14 protein-coding genes are annotated in these 17,949 nt (G+C 50.3%); 4 read left to right on the forward strand and 10 right to left on the reverse strand.

Annotation, left to right across the window (positions count from 1 at the left end):
• Positions 1 to 85 precede the first annotated feature (85 nt).
• The 6 genes from pstB to H6F91_RS26820 form a co-directional block, all read right to left on the reverse strand.
• Positions 86 to 886: a phosphate ABC transporter ATP-binding protein PstB gene (gene pstB / locus H6F91_RS26795; RefSeq protein ID WP_242036023.1), complete on the reverse strand. Its 801-nt coding sequence runs from the start codon at positions 884 to 886 to the stop codon at positions 86 to 88.
• 66 nt (positions 887 to 952) lie between these two features.
• Entirely contained in the window at positions 953 to 1,876 is a 924-nt protein-coding gene (gene pstA, locus H6F91_RS26800) for a phosphate ABC transporter permease PstA (RefSeq protein ID WP_190772777.1), read from the reverse strand.
• Entirely contained in the window at positions 1,876 to 2,817 is a 942-nt protein-coding gene (gene pstC, locus H6F91_RS26805) for a phosphate ABC transporter permease subunit PstC (protein WP_190772776.1), read from the reverse strand. The genes pstA and pstC overlap by 1 nt, the downstream gene beginning before the upstream one ends.
• Positions 2,818 to 2,972: 155 nt before the next feature.
• On the reverse strand, positions 2,973 to 3,965 hold the full coding sequence (locus H6F91_RS26810) for a PstS family phosphate ABC transporter substrate-binding protein (protein WP_190772775.1): 993 nt from the start codon (positions 3,963 to 3,965) through the stop codon (positions 2,973 to 2,975).
• A 464-nt stretch (positions 3,966 to 4,429) separates the two neighbouring features.
• A complete protein-coding gene (locus H6F91_RS26815) occupies positions 4,430 to 5,245 on the reverse strand; it encodes an RDD family protein (RefSeq protein WP_190772774.1) in 816 nt (271 codons plus the stop codon).
• 5 nt (positions 5,246 to 5,250) lie between these two features.
• The gene (locus H6F91_RS26820) at positions 5,251 to 6,240 is read right to left on the reverse strand and encodes a glycerophosphoryl diester phosphodiesterase membrane domain-containing protein (protein WP_190772773.1); all 990 of its coding nucleotides are present in this window, start codon (positions 6,238 to 6,240) and stop codon (positions 5,251 to 5,253) included.
• 109 nt (positions 6,241 to 6,349) lie between these two features.
• On the opposite strand from H6F91_RS26820, the gene H6F91_RS26825 reads away from it, so the two are divergent.
• Positions 6,350 to 7,303: a stage II sporulation protein M gene (locus tag H6F91_RS26825; protein WP_190772772.1), complete on the forward strand. Its 954-nt coding sequence runs from the start codon at positions 6,350 to 6,352 to the stop codon at positions 7,301 to 7,303.
• A gap of 150 nt (positions 7,304 to 7,453) precedes the next feature.
• Here the strand turns inward: H6F91_RS26825 and H6F91_RS26830 are convergent, their stop codons facing one another.
• Positions 7,454 to 8,305 (reverse strand): M48 family metallopeptidase, encoded by an 852-nt coding sequence (locus H6F91_RS26830; RefSeq protein ID WP_190772771.1) that lies wholly within the window; start codon positions 8,303 to 8,305, stop codon positions 7,454 to 7,456.
• A 247-nt stretch (positions 8,306 to 8,552) separates the two neighbouring features.
• Here H6F91_RS26830 and H6F91_RS26835 point away from each other — a divergent pair, with 247 nt between their 5' ends.
• Both H6F91_RS26835 and H6F91_RS26840 read left to right on the forward strand, forming a co-directional pair.
• Entirely contained in the window at positions 8,553 to 9,086 is a 534-nt protein-coding gene (locus H6F91_RS26835) for a DUF4330 domain-containing protein (protein ID WP_190772770.1), read from the forward strand.
• 5 nt (positions 9,087 to 9,091) lie between these two features.
• A complete protein-coding gene (locus tag H6F91_RS26840; RefSeq protein WP_190772769.1) occupies positions 9,092 to 10,036 on the forward strand; it encodes a glycosyltransferase in 945 nt (314 codons plus the stop codon).
• A 135-nt stretch (positions 10,037 to 10,171) separates the two neighbouring features.
• On the opposite strand, the gene H6F91_RS26845 is transcribed toward H6F91_RS26840, so the two are convergent.
• The 3 genes from H6F91_RS26845 to malQ all read right to left on the reverse strand — a co-directional run bounded on the left by H6F91_RS26845 (position 10,172) and on the right by malQ (position 13,971).
• Positions 10,172 to 11,338, reverse strand: coding sequence for a site-specific integrase (locus H6F91_RS26845; RefSeq protein ID WP_190772768.1), 1,167 nt, complete (start codon positions 11,336 to 11,338; stop codon positions 10,172 to 10,174).
• A gap of 452 nt (positions 11,339 to 11,790) precedes the next feature.
• Complete coding sequence (locus H6F91_RS26850) at positions 11,791 to 12,030, reverse strand: ketohydroxyglutarate aldolase (protein WP_190774322.1); 240 nt, start codon at positions 12,028 to 12,030, stop codon at positions 11,791 to 11,793.
• Positions 12,031 to 12,462: 432 nt separating this feature from the next.
• Positions 12,463 to 13,971: a 4-alpha-glucanotransferase gene (gene malQ, locus H6F91_RS26855; RefSeq protein WP_190774321.1), complete on the reverse strand. Its 1,509-nt coding sequence runs from the start codon at positions 13,969 to 13,971 to the stop codon at positions 12,463 to 12,465.
• Between the two features lie 306 nt (positions 13,972 to 14,277).
• Here malQ and treS point away from each other — a divergent pair, with 306 nt between their 5' ends.
• Positions 14,278 to 17,643 (forward strand): maltose alpha-D-glucosyltransferase, encoded by a 3,366-nt coding sequence (gene treS, locus H6F91_RS26860; RefSeq protein ID WP_190774320.1) that lies wholly within the window; start codon positions 14,278 to 14,280, stop codon positions 17,641 to 17,643.
• The last annotated feature ends 306 nt before the right edge of the window (positions 17,644 to 17,949 follow it).

Raw genomic sequence — 17,949 nt, forward strand, 5'->3', positions numbered from 1 at the left:
AAACCTGTCCTACTCCCAACAAAAGCGATTGGATGCTGGTTGGCTTTACCCTTTCGAAGAGAGTTGCTCAACCTCACCCAGTGGTTTAGCCGAAACGGCCGCTCACATAATCCTTCGTGGCCTGCTGTGCCGGGTGGTTAAAGATTGTTTCGGTAGGAGCATACTCGACCAGGTAGCCTTGCTTGCCACCCTTATCATTCTGCTGAGCGTTAAAGAAGGCCGTCATATCGGATACCCGTGCGGCCTGCTGCATGTTGTGGGTCACGATGATGATGGTGTAGTTGGTCTTCAACTCCTGCATCAAGTCTTCAATTTGCAGGGTGGAGATCGGGTCGAGGGCCGAGCAGGGTTCGTCCATCAGAAGAACTTCGGGTTCGATGGCGATCGCCCGCGCAATACACAAGCGCTGCTGTTGACCACCCGACAAAGACAGACCACTGGCCTTCAGCTTATCCTTCACTTCGTCCCACAGAGCAGCTCCCCGCAGAGCCCGCTCTACCAAGTCGTCCATGTTGCCCTTGTAGCCATTAATGCGGGCACCAAAGGCAATATTTTCGTAGATCGACTTAGGGAAGGGGTTTGACTTCTGAAACACCATTCCAACCCGGCGACGCAACTCTGTTGCATCCACTCTCGAGTCATAAATGTTGGTACCCCGGAACGAGATCTTGCCCTCGACTCGAGCACCGGGAATCAAATCGTTGAGGCGGTTAAAGCAGCGAAGTACCGTACTTTTGCCACAGCCCGAGGGGCCAATGAACGCCGTAATTTTTCGTTCGGGAACCTCTAAGAATACGTCCTTGACTGCCAGGACCGGGCCATAGTAGTAATTTGCCCGCTCAACACGAAATGTCAGATCCGTACCAATCATAGTATTTGACTGCATGAGGGATAACCCTTGGTCAGGTGAAACTTGATAAACCATAAACCGTCGTATTGTATTCGTCGGCCACTAACGCTCTTTCTGGAAGCGATTCCGCAGGTAGATCGCAGTGGCATTCATTAACAACAGCACTACTAGCAAAACAATACTGCCAGCAGCAGCGTTTGCATGGAAAGCCTCTTGGGGTCGAGAGGTCCAGTTAAAGATTTGAATGGGAAGAGCAGAGAAGGACGAAAAAGGCCCATTGGGTAAGAATGCTACAAAGGTTTGTGCACCTATCACAATGAGGGGAGCGGTCTCACCGATGGCTCGAGACAGAGCCAGAATCGTTCCTGTCAAAATTCCGGGGAAAGCCAGGGGGAGGATATGATGCCAAACGGTTTGCCAGCGAGTAGAACCCAGGGCCATGCCTGCCAACCGTAACCCATCTGGCACTGCCTTCAAGGCTTCCCGTGTCGCCACAATAATAACTGGAAGAATCAACAGAGCGAGGGTTAAACCAGCAGCCAGAAGACTACGACCGTTAGTGATAGGGCGCAACGCCTGAACAAAGACTGTAAGACCCAGCAATCCATAAATGATAGACGGAACTGCTGCCAGGTTGCTAATGTTGATTTCCACCATGCGGGTGAACCAGTTATCTTTAGCAAACTCTTGCAGGTAAATTCCAGTCCCAACACCAATGGGAAACGCAAAGGCTGCTGTAATTAGCAATAACCAGACCGTACCTGCCAGTGCCGAGGCAACTCCAGCGCGTTCAGCTCGGCGGGAAGGGAAACTCGTCAGAAAGTCTAGGTTGAGACGAGGTAGTGCATCAATGCAGGTATCAATGATTAGAATAGCCAGCACAATCAACCCAATTGACGTCGCTATCCACGTCAGGGCCCTGAAAATAGCATCAAGGCGGTAGCGCTGCTTCAGATTAGAGTCAAACAGACTATCGTTGGCCGCAGAACCACCTGAGGAAAAGGATTTAGGATTCGTAGTTGCCATTATTCGTATTTCTCCTGGTACTTCCGCACAAACCAGAAGCTAAATGTGTTCAGGGCCAGGGTAATTACAAATAACGTCATACCCACGGCGAAAAGCGTGTCATACTTCAGCGAACCAACGGGAATGTCGCCCCCGGAGACCTGCACAATAAAGGAGGTCATAGTCTGGATCGCAACCCGTGGATCGAGCGTCAAGGTTGGGTTTTGGCCCGCAGCTAGGGCCACAATCATGGTTTCCCCAACAGCGCGGGCAACTGCCAGCACAACTGAGGCGACAATACCGGAGAGTGCAGCTCGTAGCACAACTCCTGTGATGACCTCTCGCTTTGTCGCTCCTACTGCGTAGGCTGCCTGGCGCAAGCTTCCAGGGACGGCATAGATTGCGTCTTCACTTAAGGAGGCAATTGTGGGTAGCAACGCAACACCGAGAACCAACCCTGCACTGAGGCCGTTAAAGGTCTGAAGACCAGGTACCAGGCTTTTCAGAATAGGGGTAACAAACAGCAATGCAAAATAGCCAAAAACGACAGTTGGCACCCCTGCCAGAATTTCCAGAGCGGGCTTCAGCCAAGCACGCACTTTTCGGGGGGCATATTCACTTAAACAAATAGCTGCCAGCAAACCCAGGGGCACTGCCACCAGGAGCGCGATGAAAGAGGTCAGAAAGGTCGCGCTAATGAGCACAAAAATCCCGTACTTGGGATTGGTGAATAACGGTGTCCATTGGGTGTCTGTCAAAAAGTTCCACAGAGGCACCTGTCTAAAAAATTTGATCGTTTCGGTAATCAGGGAAAGAACAATCCCCAGGGTGGTGAGAACCGAAATGAGGGCAAACGACCCAAAGACGAGCTTAACCAATCCTTCTTCTCGTTTGCTCTTGGCCCGATTGGGTTGCCATAGCTCGGAATTTTGCCGAGCAGGTGGCAGGGCACTCTCTGTCATGGATAAATCCTCGACTTGCTCTCTAGCCGTCTCATAGATTTAGAAAATTCAATGCACTGGTTCTGGAAAGGTCAGACTTGCAAAAAGCAAATCTGACCCAACTACGGTCTGCACAGAGAACCTAAAGCAGACCTAGACATTATTGCAATTGCTGGTTACTGGCTAACCAGACCCTTCGCTTCCGTGTATTGCTCATCGGAAAGGGGTACGTATCCAGTTTCGCTCACAAATTGCTTATTAGCAGGATCTGTGATGAAGTCAACAAATGCTTTAAATTCTGGTTTTGCCAGAGCTGCCTTGTTCACATAAACAAACAGTGGACGAGACAGGGGCTTGTACGTGCCATTCAGTACGTCTTCTTCGTTAGGTGCAACGCAACCTTCTCCACCATCGATCTCAACTGCCTTCAGCTTATCCTGATTCTCAGCATAATAGGCATAGCCGAAGTAGCCCAATGCATTCTTGTCGCCTTCAACGCCCTGTACCAGAACGTTGTCGTCTTCACTAGCGGTATAGTCACCCCGGCTGGCTCCCTCTTCACCATTGACCGTATCGGTGAAGTAGTCAAAGGTACCGGAGTCGGTGCCTGGGCCATACAAAGCTAGAGGTGCATCGGGGAAGCTAGAGCGAACCTGGTTCCAGTTGCTAACTTTACCCTGAGCATCAGGACCCCAGATTGTGGCCAATTCTTCAATGGTGAGGCAGCTTGCCCAGTCATTCTCGGGGTTGACCACAACAGTCAGAGCGTCAGTAGCAACGGGAATTTCAACGAATTCAACACCAGCCGCTGCGCACTTTTCTTTTTCTTCGTCTTTGATGCCGCGCGACGCGTTAGAGATCTGAGTTTCGTTGTTGCAGAATTTCTCAAAGCCGCCACCCGTACCAGAGGTCCCTACCGTAACCTGAACACCGGGATTCTTCGCCATGAATTCTTCCGCCATGGCTTCAGTAATGGGGAAGACGGTGCTGGAACCATCGGCCAGAATACTTCCGCTGAGGTTACCCGCAGCAGGAGATTCTGCCGTTGCACCCGCTTCTGGTGACTCAGCCGTTGTACTGGTACCACTGCCACAGGCAGCCAGAGAGAGCGTAACAGCCGTCAACACAGCCAGTGAAGCCGTGCGCTTAGAAAAAAGATTGAATGCCATAGTTCTGGTGGATCCTAATCGTTCGAATAGCCAAACGTTGGCATTGTAATGTCCGGACGTAAAGGTCAGGTTAAGTTATGCAGGATACATTTTTAAGCTTTGCAGGACATATGCATTTTTGTTGGATGTAGTGTGTTTGACCCATCACACCAATCAAAATCACCTGATATGGCAGACTTACGTAACCTGAGTTCGGGTTAAGGGCGTTTTCGAGTGCCGCGCGACGCACGGCACTCGAAAACGCTCATTTTGGCGTGCGCTTTGCGCACGCCAAAATAAGCACTTCAGCTTATCCCGAACCGAGGTTATTCAGGGCGGATTCATATAAAAACGGTATTAACCTGAGTTCGGGTTAAGGGTGTTTTCGAGTGCCGCGCGTTGCGCGGCACTCGAAAACGCTCATTTTGGCGTGCGCTTTGCGCACGCCAAAATGAGCACTTCAGCTTATCCCGAACTGAAGTGTATTAATAGCCTGTTGATTCCCCAGGAAGAGGGGAAGACGATCGCCCCTGATAAGCCAGATATACGGCCTCCAGAAAATCATCGGATGTCAGTTCAGGCGGTATGGTTTCTAACTGAATTAGGGTTTTAATCTGGTGAGCCAGTTTCATACTGAGTTCACCACGAGAGCGTTTGGTAAGGGTTGGACGGCGTCGCAAATACTCCCGAATAACTGCAAAATCATCCGGCTGTAACTGCTCTAATTGGGTGAGTTCGGGCAGTTTCACGGCTAAAGTTTGGGCTGTTTCAGAACAGTGCAAGTCGTTTTTAAGAATGGGCCGATTTTCTTGAACGACGAGCGTGCCTGCAACGCGATCGCCAATCCGTTTCTCCTGTTTGCCAATCACAATCAGCAGTGCCCCCAGAAAAAACAGATCATCAATGGGCCGCAGCAAGGTGCGCAAGATTGCCTGGGAAAGGCCAACTGGACGGCCATCATCTCGAATGACCCGGATTTTTGCAAACCGCTTACCCGGAGTTTGCCCCTGCCAGCTGACCTCGAAAAAGACAAAGTAGCCCGTGTAGAGGGCAAAGGTTACTAGCAAATAAATGGCCAACAGCCACAGGGGTACTGAGCTGTAGTCTGTCTGTAGTTGCGACAGGTAGTCCATTAGCTGTAGTGAGACTGTAAACCACAGCAGGGTGACCAGAACCCATGCCAGAGCGAGAACATGATAGTCAATCAGCAGAGCCAGAGCGCGATTGCCAATCCCGGCTAAGGCGAACTCCAGTTCAACGCTTTCGGGGGTAGCCAGGGTAAAACGGTTGAAGTACTTCATAAGGCTCAGGCAGGGGGGAGGCGATCGCCCCAGTCACGTAATTCGAGATCGAGCCCTTCCCGCCGGCTTCGCAAGTCGTAGTAGATAACGGCTTTGATTGCCTGCCATAAAGGCAGCAGAAAAATACTCGATATCGACCCCAGAATGAATCCGATCAGAGAGGTGATCGCGGCAAAACTTGCAGAATCTTCCGGCATCAGCAGAGCTGTTGCCTCCTGCACCAGACCTACAAGGAGCTGTACCACCACTTGAAGCGGAAACGTAATGAGAAGCGTTACGAACAGAATCAGCATTAACCGCCAAAAATTGCTTCCAGTTAATTCCCAGCTCCGACTAATTCCTTCAGTAACTTTGATACCCGGTTCCATTGCCAGCGGTAAATCAGCGATGGAAAGCCTTACTCCTAGAAATAGCCAGGCTAGAAGAACGATCAAAACAACGCCAAAAAAGATGAGGACCGTTAGCACGATGAGGGTTGGATTCACCAGGGCGGCAGAGGCCGGGTTACGCAGGAAATCGGCCCCACCCATAGCCGCAAAAATAACGGAAGTGCAAATGAGGGCGATAATGCCCATCACGGCAAACGTGCCAAGCAAGATCAGGTTAATCAAAACCCCTAACTGTAAAAAGCTCCAGCGGCGGGATCGGGTATAGCGCCGGGCTTGTTTAGAATCTTCAGCCTGGTTAATCAACTCGGTAAACGCGAGGCGAGCGATCGCCGCTGAGTCTGCCAAGGAGTAGGACAGAGAGATGAACAGGAGTACAAGCCAGGCAGGTATCAGCAAACCCAGAAAGCTGTAGTACTGCTGCACCGTTGTGTAGAACAGCACAATGGGCACCAGCGTAACCCAGGGAATCACCGTCCAACCCGTGGCGATCGCCGCCACCCTCAAGTATGGCTTCAGGTTAGAGCTATAGAGCCGAATTCCCGTGTTCACGACGTTCCCCACGGTCATGGGTTGTAGAGGACTGTGGGTATCCGAAGTGGAATCCATAAATATCTGGTACCAAAAAGGATGCAAATCTGAGGCTATCCTAGTCTACGGGAGGAGCAGTCTTCCAGCCTTTCGTCACAAAACATGAATATACGAGTCACTTGCTCCTATGAACATTCAGCGGTGGGTAGCCCGGCGAGAACCCAATTGGAAGCAATTGGCAGAACTACTCAACCGGGCTGAAAAACGGGGTTTGAACACGCTCTCTGCTTCAGATATCCAGCGTCTTGCCAGCCTTTATCGCTCGGTATCGGCTGACCTCGCTCGGGCTCGCACCCACCGTGTCGGCAACCTGATCGTGCAAGATCTTCAGAGCTTGACCACCCGTAGTTACAACCAGGTCTATCAGGGGTCACGCAAACAGGAGTGGCAGGCCGTGCTGGACTTTTACCGCTGGGGTTTGCCTGAGGTGGTGCAAGCGTCGGCGGGGTACATTGCGGTGGCGATCGCCCTCTTTCTGATTGGGGCATTGGTCGCCTGGTGGTTTGCCTGGACTGATCCAGCCTTTCTGCCTCTGGTGGTGCCGGCCAATATTATTAGCCAGGTTCGCGACGAGCAGCAGTTATGGATGGGCTCAATTGTTGGTGTTGAGCCTTTCGCCTCCAGCAGCATCATGATTAACAATATTCGTGTTTGCTTCTCGGCGATCGCCGGGGGCATCGTCGCAGGGCTTGGCACGACCTACATCATGCTGCTGAATGGAGCCCTGTTGGGGGCGATCGGTACGCTTGTTGCCCAGGGTAATCTGGCATTTCCCTTCTGGGCCTTTGTGTTTCCCCATGGTTCCCTGGAGTTGCCTGCCATTTTTATGGCTGGGGGAAGTGGCTTACTTCTGGGACGAGCGCTGTTGTTTCCGGGCCGCTACCGCCGTATGGATGCCCTGAAGATCTACGGGCAGCAGGCCGCTCGTCTTGTCTATGGGGTTGTGCCCATGCTGGTGATTGCAGGGTTGATTGAAGGTTTTTTCTCCCCTAACCCGGCTATTCCTGACGCGGCAAAATATTTAGTGGGGATTGGTTTGTTAATTGGGTTGGTGGTTTATTTAGGCCAACGACGTCCTTAGCATCTACCCGAGCTTGGAAGAGCTTTTTAAGGGGCGCTTTACGCGCCCCTTAAAAAGCCTTTAACCCGAATTGAGGTTAACATCTGGTCGTAAAGAAGAGGGGAGGCGCGCAGCACCTCCCCTCTTTAGATTTGAGCAATCAGCCCTTGCTTAGAGCAGTGGACTAATGCGGGTGCGATAAGCCTGGTTATCCAATCCTCCGCCGCTGTCTGCGGTGCCAGCAGGAATCATACGCTGTAGTCGCTCGACGCGATCGCCCGCGCCGGGGTGGGTACTGAGGATCGAGGGAAGCGATCTTTGACCCCGTAGTTTTTCCATAAAGTCCACCATGCCTCGGGGAGCATAGCCCGCTCGGGTCATAGTCGCCAGGCCCCGCTCATCGGCTTCGTATTCTGCTTCGCGGCTATTGGGTCGGTTCACAGCCAGTTCGATCCCAAGGGCCACAGCCGTGCTTCGATCCAAACCGGCAGCGGAGGCAACTCCCGCCTGTATGGCCCGTTCTCGCATGTTTTCGACTACATGACGGGAAGCAATGTGGCCAATTTCATGGCCTAGAACCCCAGCAACTTGAGCCTCGTTGTCTGCAGCTCGGAGAAGCCCGGTAGTGACATAGACGTAACCGCCCATTGTGGCGAATGCATTAATTTGTCTGTCTTCTACCACCTTGAACGTATAGGGAATATCGGGGCGATCGCTAACGGGTACCAACCGCTGCCCAATCTCGTTAACGTAGTCATTCACCTGAGAGTTGCGGTAAGGCCGAAACTGCTGACTCATCAACTGATCGTCCATCTGCCGTCCCAATGCAACTTCTTGGCGGCTCGATAAGTTGGAAAGTTGAATGACTTGAATTCCCCGAAAAATCAAATCCAATAACCGCCCCTGGGCGTGGGAGGGGGTTGGGGTCATGACAATGACGCTAACTGCCATCAAGGCAGAGACCATCCCATACAACCAGCGGCGGCGAATGAAGCGGGATACGCCCGTGAGTAGAAGAGACATGGCTAATTCGAGTGAGGGTAATGAGAGCGTAAACAAACAATTAAATCAGCTTTTTCGATCCGGAAGGATGGGTGAAACCTCCGGGAACTATTGAGGATCCTGACGCAAGTTTTCCCAAATAGGTTGCCGAAACTAATGTCCTTACGTCAGTTCCAAAAAAATGGGGGATCGGAAGACGTGATAGGCTGCTAAAGTTATCCCTGTTTGGATATGAAACTCTTCGCCCATTGGCGGCAACGGTTGAATTATGGCTATTTTGGACTCTAAGGGTCGGTTGTTTGGCAAGATTAATATCCTCGATCTCGCGGCCGGCGTGGTGATGCTGATGGTGGTTGCCGGAATTTTTCTGTTCCCGGGTGGCTCTGGTTCCTCGGTGGCTCAGATCGGGGCAACCAGCAAACCCGTAGAAGTAGATTGCATCGTGCGCGGTTTGACCGCTAGCAATCCACAACAGCTATTGACGGACGTTGGCCAGTCAGAAACCGTCAATGTAATTATCCGAAATCAACCCTATGGTCAGCTCAGCGTCGTTGGCGTGAAATCGTTGCCTCGCACTGTCGCCGTACCTCAACCCGATGGTGGTGTCAAAGCCGAAAATGATCCTCGCCCCGAGCTAGAATACACCGTCGATATGCTGATTACCCTGGGTGGCAACGCGCAGATTACTGACGATGGCCCCGTGCTGGGTAATAACAAAGTGAAAGTCGGCACACCGCTAGAATTGGAAGGAGAAACCTTCCGGTTCAATGCTCCGGTTGTTGGCGTTCGGGTTAAAGAATAACAACTGTGTTTATTAGCGTCGTCATTCCTACCTACAATCGCAAGCCGATTTTGGAGAAGTGCCTCAAAGCACTGGAACAGCAGCACATCCCCAAATCGAGCCCAATTCAAAGCTATGAAGTGGTTGTAGTAGATGACGGCTCAACCGATGGCACGGTGCAATGGTTACAACAGCAGGCGGCTGATTACCCTCATGTGCGGCTCGTTGAGCAAAATCATCGGGGGCCAGCCGCTGCTCGCAACCTGGGGGTGGATTCTGCCTGGGGAGACGTAATTATTTTCATTGACAGCGATCTGGTCGTGTTGGATGGCTTTTTGCAAGCTCATGCTGCCACGCTGTTGCAGGAACAGCAGCGGTTGGGGAGCGATCGCGTCTTCACCTATGGCCGTGTCATCAACACCTGCAATTTTGACGACCCCACTGCTGAACCTTACAAGCTGACAGATTTTTCGGCGGCGTACTTTGCCACAGGGAATGTGGCGATCGCCCGTCACTGGCTTGAAGATGTGGGTTTGTTTGACACCCGTTTCCAACTCTATGGCTGGGAGGATTTGGAACTGGGGGTTCGTCTTAAACAACAAGGGCTGAAGCTGGTGAAGTGCCCTGAAGCGGTGGGCTACCACTGGCATCCTCCCTTTTCCCTGGCCCAAATTCCCAAACTGATCGATCAAGAAATTCAGCGGGGTCGCATGGGCGTTCTGTTCTATCAGAAGCACCCCACATGGGATGTACGCCTAATGATTCAGATGACCTGGCTGCACCGTATTCTCTGGGGTGTACTCTCTTTGGGTGGCCTTCTGAATGAGCGTACTCTTGCTCCTCTTTTGCAATGGCTCATTGACCAGGGCAAGCCTCAATTGGCTCTGGAGTTAGCCCGGGTTTTTCTCAACTGGTATAACGTTCAAGGTGTGTACGCCGCCCAGGCCGAGCTGCTCCGCGCAGAACAATAAGGATCCTGACAAATTTAATACCCGTACTTTTTTAGGAGAGTGCGGCACCGCACTCTCCTAAAAAAGCTATGCACACTATTTTGTAAGAACCCTCAGCATAAAATGCGGGGGCTAATATTGCCCATTCATCCAGTTCTAAAGGCTTTGCGATCGCCGGGCTAAAGCTGCTTCGACAGCCTGCTGCTGGTCGCGACGGCCAATCCAGCGGTGATATGTGCGGTTGTGGATGGCGACGGAGTGGCCCATCATGCGAGCGGCGACGGTGTCGGGAATGCCCAGATGGATGGTGCGAACTGCCCAGGCATGGCGCAGATCGTAGGGAGCAAAGGGTAGGCCGTAGCGCTGAAACTGAAGCGACACCTGCTGACCGATACGCTGAAGGGTCGTTTCTGTCAGATCTGTTTTGAGTGAAGGGAGCGTGACCTCCCACAGGTTGAACTGCTCCACCCAATCCGGCGGGAAAGGCCACACCTGATGCTCTCCAGTTTTGGTGGTTTCCAACACTTCGATGACGGGAGAGCGATCGCCCCGTTCCAATGCAGAAAAATCACAAAAGAAAACTTCGTGGTTCCGTAAGCCGTAGGTTGCCATCAGGCCATAGACAAAGCGCCAGGCCGGGTTGGGAATGCGCTCATAGGCCGCCAGTATATCGGCATCCGAGGGAAGGTGGCGTAATTGTGTGCGGCTAGTACCATAACTACCCCAGTGATCCTTGAAGTCTTCTGGCAATTCAATTTCTAAAAAATCGGCCAGGGCTTTCAGAGCGGTGCAGCAGATTTGACGACTGCGAGTATTGGGACGGGTTTGTTGTACCGTGAGCACGATCGCTTCGGCCAGTTGAAGGTTGGGGCGTTCCTGGGCGATCGCTTCCAGCTTCCGCATATAAGGCGCGTAAGCCTTGCTCCAAGTTGTTTTGGCAGAGGCTAGCTCATGGGCTTCCTGGGATTGCCTTAGAAGATGTTCACGAAGGGCCGCGATTTTTTGCGGTAACTCCATTTGATACAGGCGACCTCCCCCTGCAACAGGCAAATAGGTACGCCATTCAAAGGTTTTCTGAATGAGTTGAGCCGCAATCACCTTGGCGGTTTGCTCGGCTTCCTTCAGCCCAGTGGGAGTGGCAGGCAGTTCGAGGGGAATGCGCTGCTGATGCGGGTTGAGGCGGTGGCTTCCGGGCCGGGGAGGAAGGGTCCCCCGCAGGGCTAACTGCTGCCCTCGTCGCTCAATTTTCAAGCCCAAGCGGGCGGCCTTAAGACGCTGGTTCGTTTGAGCAATGCGATTATCAATAGCCTCAAAATCGGTCATTGGGAAACGAGATTGGCTAACCGGCTACCACAATTACCTACTCAGGATAAATCAATCTAGCGCACCCGATCATCTGTTCTAGATAATTCCAGCAATTCTCAGTATGGGCCTCAAAGCCAAGAGTTCACGCCCTACGGGCGTGAACTCTTGGCTTTGAGGCCCGAAAACCGCGCGCCGAAGGCGCGCGGTTTTCGGGCCTGATTTCAAAATGAGAATTGCTGAGATAATTCTGATATAGCCATTGCAATCCACTTGGAACAGTATATTTTTGAAAAGCCGCGCGGTGTGGGCTTTCCAAAAATACACTGTCTGGTTAAACGCGTAGCGTTATAGAACAGGCCCTGTCAACATTGCTGCGGTGAAACCTCAGTCGGTTGATGCGATTTCAGGCGAGGAACGGGTGGACTTAGCCCGCGCATTCCTTGCCTGAAATCCTACGAGTTGACTAAGGGTTATTGAATGGGAGCGTCTGGCGGAGCTAACCGATATTGATCCTGTGCCTCGACACTTTCCACCCCATCGATTTGGGCTATCTTTTCAACCTCACAGGTTTCACAAGAACCTGTAATGACCCCAACCGCATCCATAATATGCTCAACTTTCAGGCCCGCTTCTTGCAGAAGATGGGCGACTTCCAGGATGTTGTCGAGATGGTTATCGGCTACCGCTATGGTGATCGCTGTTTTTTTCATAGAACTAGCCTTCTTTCGAAGATTTGTGTGAGATGGAGTTAGAAATACAACCCAGGGGCTAATGCCAATAGCTCGACTTTGTTGTAAAGAATATCTTCCCTAATTTGACTCTAACTCTCAATCCCCTGATTGAACGATTTTAGTAACAGGAAAGTTATGTTTCAGATCAATAAATAACTAAGTAACCTCAGTTCGGGATAAGCTGAAGTGCTCATTTTGGCATGCGCAAAGCGCACGCCAAAATGAGCGTTTTCGAGTGCCGCGCAACGCGCGGCACTCGAAAACGCCCTTAACCCGAACTCAGGTTAACTACACAATCCTAAGGCACTTATACCTTATGCCAATTAACCCCCTTTGTAGTCGCTGTAAAGCGACTACAAAGGGGGAGCTTTAGTTCTCAATGGCTTGATGTGGCTGTGCTAACACTGCACACTATCGGCTATAGAGCCGGGTGAGCGTGAGGAGGCGATCGCTCACGTCCTTCGTCAGCAAATCAGAGCTACGATAACGCCACCGCCAGTTTCCTGCATTGGTGCTGGGGTCATTCATGCGGGCACGGCCATCCAGGCTCAGGATATCTTGCAGCGGAATAATGGCTAAATCCGCCACAGAGGCTAGAGCGGCGCGGATCAGAACCCAGTTGACTTCCTCAATTGCATCAACATTGGGATAGCCAAAATAGGTAGCCAGGAATTCTTTCTCGTGAGCGCTTGCGTTAGCCCACCATCCAAGGGCCGTATCGTTATCGTGGGTACCCGAATAAACAACGCAGTTTTGAATGTAGTGATGGGGCAAGTGAGTACTCTTAGAGTCTTCGCTAAACGCAAACATGAGAATGCGCATCCCTGGGAATTCGAAGCGATCGCGCATCTCCTCCACTTCAGGCGTGATAATTCCAAGGTCTTCGGCTAAGACTGGCAGTTTTCCTAATCGGCTTCCTAGCGTTTCAAAGAACTCATAGCCGGGAGCCGGAATCCATTCGCCATTAATGGCTGTTTCTTCGCCAGCGGGAACCTGCCAGTAGGCTTCAAAGCCCCGGAAGTGATCCACTCGCACAATATCGACGTACTGGAGGGTTGCTTTAAAGCGTTTGATCCACCAATCGAACTGGGTTTCTTGCGATCGCTCCCAGGCGTATACCGGGTTGCCCCACAACTGCCCCGTCTCGCTAAAGTAGTCGGGTGGGACTCCAGCAATGTAAGCCGGTTCTAAAGTTTGGGGATCAAGTTTAAATAGCTCTGGATCGGCCCAAACGTCTGAACTGTTGTGGCACACATAGATGGAAATATCGCCAATGATCTTGATGTTGCGAGAATTGGCGTACTCCCGTAATTTCGACCACTGCTCAAAGAATTTGAATTGCAGGAATTGTTGAAATTGAATGCGTTCTTTTAGCGCCTGGCGCTGAGCATTAAGGGCATCAGGCTCTCGACGGGCGATCGCCTTCTCCCATTGGCTCCACGGCTTGCCATCATTGGCTTCCAACAACGCCATGAACAGTACAAAATCATCTAACCACCAGGATTGTTCCTGGCAAAACTGCTCAAATTGGGTCTTTTGATGACCTGTCAGACTTTTTTGAAAGTGCTTAAAGGCTAACTCTAAATAGTTGAATTTATAAGGAATAACTTGATCAAATTCCACCCGGTCAGCATTGGCATTGGGTAGGGGGGACAGCTCATCCGCTTGCAGCAAACCCTCGTCAGCCAACTGCTCCAGGCTGATCAGCAACGGGTTTCCCGCAAACGTACTGAAGTTCATGATGTAAGGGGAATGCTCATAACCTGTCGGACCCAGAGGGAGCACTTGCCACAAGGTTTGACCACTCCGCTCCAGAAAATCCACAAACTCATAAGCTGATTTTCCCAGGTCGCCAATTCCGAATGGGCTGGGTAAACAGGTTGGATGTAGCAGGATTCCGCTGGCTCGTTGAAAACGCATAGTGTTAGGAAATGCCCCAGGTTGACTTCGTGTTAAAACTACGGATTTACAGGTAGAAGTCGGAGTTCTAAAGAACTCCGACTTATGAGAGCACGAGGCTTCTCGCGATCGCAACGCCCAAGCGATCGCTCACGTCTTGCAATCCACGATTATTGATTCTGCTTCAGCTTAATGACAGGGTGGGGATCTGCGCGATTGTCCATAGATATAATTTCACGCCTCTTTGCTAAAAAACTTCTCTTACTTTTGCTGGATGGGTAGTTCGAAAATCTCAGCTATTGTTCTACCAGAAATTTTTTTGTCGCATTGGTAGGCTTAATCTTGAAAGATAACTCCCTCTGGTTCAAGGATGCCGTTATTTATGAAATCTCCGTTCGAGCTTTTGCTGATAGTAATGGGGACGGTATTGGAGATTTCCGCGGCCTCACTGAAAGACTAGATTATCTGCAAGAGTTAGGAGTTACCGCGCTCTGGATCTTGCCATTCTTCCCTTCGCCACTGCGAGACGATGGCTATGATATTGCTGATTACACCAGTATTAATCCGATCTACGGCACCCTGGAAGATTTCAAAGAACTTTTAGATGCTGCTCATCAGCGAGATATTCGCATCATTATCGAGCTGATTATTAATCATACTTCCGATCAGCATCCCTGGTTTCAACGTGCCCGTCGAGCACCAAAAGGAAGCCCCGAAAGAGACTTTTATGTATGGAGTGATACTCCCGAAAAGTATTCAGAAGCCCGAATTATTTTTCAGGATTTCGAATCATCGAATTGGGCCTGGGATCCTATTGCGAAAGCCTATTACTGGCACCGTTTCTATTCTCACCAACCCGACTTAAATTATGATAATTTAGCGGTTCACCAGGCTGTGTTTGACACTCTGGACTTCTGGTTGGATTTGGGGGTGGATGGCTTACGAATGGATGCGGTGCCCTACCTCTATGAACGAGAGGGTACAAACTGTGAAAACCTGCCAGAAACCCATGCGTTTCTGAAGAAACTTCGCAAGCATGTTGATGAGAAATTTCCCAGCCGGATGCTATTGGCGGAAGCCAATCAATGGCCAGAAGATGCCGCTTATTACTACGGTAATGGCGATGAGTGCCATATGAATTTCCATTTTCCGTTGATGCCACGGTTATTCATGGCATTGCGGATGGAAGATAACTTCCCAATCGTGGATATTTTGCAGCAAACGCCTGAAATTCCTGATAATTGTCAGTGGGGTTTGTTTCTGCGAAATCACGACGAATTAACGCTAGAAATGGTCACCGATGAAGATCGGGATTACATGTATCGCGTCTATGCCCAGGATCCCGAGATGCGGTTGAACCAGGGGATTCGTCGAAGACTCGCACCTTTGCTAGGGAACGATCGCCGTCAAATCGAATTGTTGAACAGTTTGCTGCTCTCATTACCCGGAACCCCCGTGTTGTATTACGGGGATGAGATTGGCATGGGCGACAACATTTATTTGGGCGATCGCAACGGTGTTCGCACTCCCATGCAATGGACTCCTGACCGCAACGCAGGCTTTAGCCGTGCGAATCCTCATCGTCTTTTCCTGCCCTTAATTGTGGAGTCGGAGTATCACTACAACACCGTCAATGTCGAGGCTCAGCGGGCTAATCCAAACTCGCTTTTGAATTCCATGAAACGCTTGCTTGCGACGCGCAAACGTCTTCAAGCATTTACCCGAGGCGATTTTCAGCTATTACATTCAGACAACCGTAAAGTCTTTGCCTTTACGCGAACCTTTGAAGACGAACAAATCCTTGTAGTCGCTAATCTTTCGCGATTTGTTCAAACTGCAGAACTGGATCTAACGGCTTTTCAAGGGCGAATTCCCATCGAAGTATTTGGGCGAACAGAGTTTCCGCCCATTCACGACGCGCCTTACTTCCTGAGTGTTGGTCCTTATGCAATTTACTGGTTCACGTTGAAGCTGACACCGGCCGCATTAACCGCCAAACCCCAAACAGAAATTCCTACCTGGGTAATCGCAGGCCAGTGGCAATCGGTATTCTTGAAAGCGGACTTGAAGAATCGCTTAGAAACATACTTACCCGAATATTTGTCTGGTTTTCGCTGGTTTAATACGGCAAATCAGGCCGTGCAAGCTGCCCATATCAACGAGGCGATCGCCCTTCCCTATAAGGATAGTGCGGCCTATATGGTCTCATTACAGATTGACTATATCAAGGGCGATTCAAAAACTTATTTGCTGTTTTTGGGATACGCCGAGGATGAACAGGCAATTCATTTATTAGCGGAAAGCCCAGAGTCGGTTGTTGCAAGGTTGCGAACTTCCGATAGTGAAGGAGTTGCCGTGTTGTTCAATGCGATCGCCGACAAACTCTTCCTCACATCCTTACTCAGCAGCATTACCCAAAATCACACCTTTAAGGGAATGGCTGGAGGCCTGACCGCAAAGGCCACAGAATTACTTGAACCGTTAAGTCAAGGTCATGAAAATGGAGATGCATTTCTCCTTAAAGGAGAGCATTGCAATACCTCCATAATTTACTGCGACTCTGTTGGAGGCAGTGCTTCCTCTTACTTAATTTTGAAATTATTCCGCAAGGTCGAGGAAGGCATTAATCCAGATTTGGAGATTCGCCGCTTCCTGGACAAACACAATTTTGAAAACATCACATCTATTGCTGGCTATCTAGAGTACCGTCGACCCAGCGGCCCGGTATCAACCATCGGTATTTTGCAACAGTATATTCCTGATGCACGGAATACTTGGGACTATACTCTAGACAGCCTACGCGATTACTTTGAACAGATTATTGTACATCAAGCCGATCTTGATATCTTTCCTATTTTGCCGACGAATCTCCTGGAATTACAAGCGATATTTGAGCGAGACCCGGCTGAAATCATTGCGGAATTTCCGGCATCTCGAATAATTGGTGCTTATCTAGCAAATGTCCAATTATTAGGGCAACGGACGGCAGAGTTGCATGTTGCACTGGCATCTGATGTTAATGATCCAGACTTTGCGCCTGAGCCATTCAGCGGATTTTATCAACGCTCTATTTATCAGTATTCTCGGAATCTAGTCGGCCAGGTTTTTTGGCAACTTAAGGAACAATTACCCGCACTACCTGAGCATGGTCAGACCTTAGCTCAAAAGATTTTGGGGCAGCACCAGAACTACCTGGATCGCTTTCGGCTAATCCTCGATCAAAAGATTAGTGCGATGCGAACCCGTTATCACGGTGAATATCATTTAGGTCAGGTTCTCTACACAGGAAAAGACTTTTTTATTATTGATTTCGAGGGAGACCCAAGCCGAAATGTGAGTGAGCGGCGTATGAAGCGATCGCCCCTCCGAGACGTCGCGAGTATGCTGCAATCCTTCTATTATGCTGCTAGCGTCGCGTTCCAAAGTGAGTTAGAAAGTGGCATCATTCATTCCGAGCAATCTGCTCAAATGCAGCAGTGGGTACAATTCTGGATTTCGTGGGTTAGTGCTGCATTTCTCCATTCCTATCTGACAACAGCTCGTAATGGAACATTCTTGCCAAAGACTCAGCAGGAGTTGAAAGCTTTGTTGGATAACTATCTCTTGGAGAAAGCAATTTATGATCTGGGATATGAACTGAATCGCCCTTCGGAAAGTACAACAATCCTGTTGCAACGAATTCTAGAACTCTAGTACTTCATGATGTAAATCAACTTAGGAGATTTACAGTAATGAAATTACCCCCAGAATGTTGGTGCTTTGCCCGCGAAGCGGGCAAAGCACCAACATTCTGGGTAAATTCTTATGCAGAAACCTCCTTACGTTTAGTGGTCTGGGGGTAAAGCCCTCACACCACTAAACACGGGTAAACTTAAGCTGCCGAGTACTACTGTGTATTTTGAATCTGGCTGGAGGAGGTGTCTTTTCGTGCGCTTCGTGCACAAAAAAAATCTTTAAAACCTCGGGCATAGACCTAAAGGTACAGGTCGCAACCTTCAT

Origin of the sequence: Leptolyngbya sp. FACHB-8 (genome assembly GCF_014695575.1) — a bacterium.
Taxonomy (GTDB): domain Bacteria; phylum Cyanobacteriota; class Cyanobacteriia; order Elainellales; family Elainellaceae; genus Vacuolonema.

Coding starts and splice junctions, on each gene's coding strand:
- pstB (WP_242036023.1), bottom strand. CDS start 886: ATGCAGTCAAATACTATGATTGGTACGGATCTGACATTTCGTGTTGAG.
- pstA (WP_190772777.1), bottom strand. CDS start 1,876: ATGGCAACTACGAATCCTAAATCCTTTTCCTCAGGTGGTTCTGCGGCC.
- pstC (WP_190772776.1), bottom strand. CDS start 2,817: ATGACAGAGAGTGCCCTGCCACCTGCTCGGCAAAATTCCGAGCTATGG.
- H6F91_RS26810 (WP_190772775.1), bottom strand. CDS start 3,965: ATGGCATTCAATCTTTTTTCTAAGCGCACGGCTTCACTGGCTGTGTTG.
- H6F91_RS26815 (WP_190772774.1), bottom strand. CDS start 5,245: ATGAAGTACTTCAACCGTTTTACCCTGGCTACCCCCGAAAGCGTTGAA.
- H6F91_RS26820 (WP_190772773.1), bottom strand. CDS start 6,240: ATGGATTCCACTTCGGATACCCACAGTCCTCTACAACCCATGACCGTG.
- H6F91_RS26825 (WP_190772772.1), top strand. CDS start 6,350: ATGAACATTCAGCGGTGGGTAGCCCGGCGAGAACCCAATTGGAAGCAA.
- H6F91_RS26830 (WP_190772771.1), bottom strand. CDS start 8,305: ATGTCTCTTCTACTCACGGGCGTATCCCGCTTCATTCGCCGCCGCTGG.
- H6F91_RS26835 (WP_190772770.1), top strand. CDS start 8,553: ATGGCTATTTTGGACTCTAAGGGTCGGTTGTTTGGCAAGATTAATATC.
- H6F91_RS26845 (WP_190772768.1), bottom strand. CDS start 11,338: ATGACCGATTTTGAGGCTATTGATAATCGCATTGCTCAAACGAACCAG.
- H6F91_RS26850 (WP_190774322.1), bottom strand. CDS start 12,030: ATGAAAAAAACAGCGATCACCATAGCGGTAGCCGATAACCATCTCGAC.
- malQ (WP_190774321.1), bottom strand. CDS start 13,971: ATGCGTTTTCAACGAGCCAGCGGAATCCTGCTACATCCAACCTGTTTA.